The sequence below is a fragment of the Inquilinus limosus MP06 genome (assembly GCF_000767795.1).
Classification (GTDB): domain Bacteria; phylum Pseudomonadota; class Alphaproteobacteria; order DSM-16000; family Inquilinaceae; genus Inquilinus; species Inquilinus limosus_E.
Map to the genome: position 1 here is coordinate 1 of NZ_JANX01000907.1, position 1,595 is coordinate 1,595.

2 protein-coding genes are annotated in these 1,595 nt (G+C 74.4%); both read left to right on the forward strand.

Translation table 11 applies throughout. The features are described from left to right. On the forward strand, nucleotides 1–480 hold a 480-nt coding region (locus tag P409_RS33845), incomplete at its 5' end, for an SDR family oxidoreductase (protein ID WP_034849051.1). A gap of 23 nt (nucleotides 481–503) precedes the next feature. Then, a partial coding sequence (locus P409_RS33850) for an MFS transporter (RefSeq protein ID WP_202964899.1) occupies nucleotides 504–1,595 on the forward strand: 1,092 nt, incomplete at its 3' end.

The window sequence follows — 1,595 nt, forward strand, 5'->3', positions numbered from 1 at the left end:
CTGGTCGCCAATGCCGGCATCGCCGTGCACAGGCCCTTCGGCGAGTTCACGGTCGAGGAGTTCGACCGCACCGTCGCGATCAATGTCCGCGGCGTCTTCGTCGCCGCCCAGGCGGCGGCGCGGCATTTGCCGGAGGGCGGGCGGATCATCGTCATCGGCAGCAACCTGGCCGAGCGCGTGCCGGGCGCCGGGGTCACGCTCTACACTCTGTCGAAGACGGCGCTGACCGGCCTGGTCAAGGGCGCGGCGCGGGACCTCGGGCCCCGGGGCATCACCGTCAACCTGGTGCAGCCGGGCCCGACCGACACCGACATGAACCCGGCCGATGGGCCGCGCGCCGACGCGCTGCGGTCGTTCATGGCGATCCCGCGCTACGGCAGCGGCGACGACATCGCCGGGCTGGTCGCCTGGGTGGCCTCGGCCGAGAGCCGCTTCGTCACCGGCGCCGCGCTCACCATCGACGGCGGCATGTCGATTTGACCCGCGAGCATGGGAGAGCCGAGATGACCGCACGCGCCGTCTCCGACGACACCGGTCATGGCCCGTGGGTGCTGGGCGCCGTCTGCCTGGCCGGGCTGATGATGCCGCTCAGCTTCACCGGCCCGGCCGTGGCGCTGCCGGCGATCGGGCGCGAGCTCGGCGGCAGTCCTGTCGCCCTGGCCTGGGTGGTGAACGCCTTCGTGCTGTGCTTCGGCAGCTTCGTCATGGCGGCCGGGGCGCTGGCCGACCAGCTCGGCCGCAAGCGCCTGTTCGCCACCGGCGTCGCCGGCTTCGGGCTGCTGTCGCTGGTGCTGGGCTTCACCCCCTCGGTGGTGGTGCTGGACCTGCTGCGCGGCGCCCAGGGCGTCGCCGCCTCGATCGCCATGGCCGGCGGCGCCGCCTCGCTGGCGCAGGAGTTCGAGGGGCCGGCCCGCACCCGCGCCTTCAGCCTGCTGGGCACCAGCTTCGGCATCGGCCTGGCCTTCGGCCCGATCCTGGCCGGCGTGCTGGTGGAGACGCTGGGCTGGCGCGCCATCTTCCTGGCCGGCACCGCGATCGCGGCCCTGGTGCTGCTGTTCGGCGTGCCGCGGATGCGGGAGTCGCGCGACCCCGGGGCCACCGGGGTCGACTGGCCGGGGCTGTTCAGCTTCACCGCCGCTCTCGGCCTGCTGACCTTCGGCATCATGCAGGGGCCGCAGAGCGGCTGGGGCGACCCGGCCGTGCTGGCCCTGCTGATCGGCGCGGCCGCGATGCTGGCGCTGTTCGTGGCGGTCGAGACGCGGGTGCGGCGGCCGATGCTGGACCTGTCGCTGTTCCGCTATCCGCGCTTCGTCGGGGCGCAGTTCCTGCCGATCGCCACGGCGGTCTGCTTCGTGGTGCCGCTGGTGCTGCTGCCGGTGCGCTTCAGTCGGGGCGGAGGGGATGAGCGAGATCGAGGCCGGCGGGCTGATGATCGCCCTGTCCGCGCCGATGGCGGTGGTGCCGTTCCTGGCCGGCCTCCTGGCCCGCCGGATCTCCGCCGCGGTGCTGTCGGCAGCGGGCCTCGTGGTCGCGGCGCTCGGCCTCGGCTGGCTCGCCGCCGTCCCGGTCGGGGCTGGGGCCGCGGCGCTGGCCCT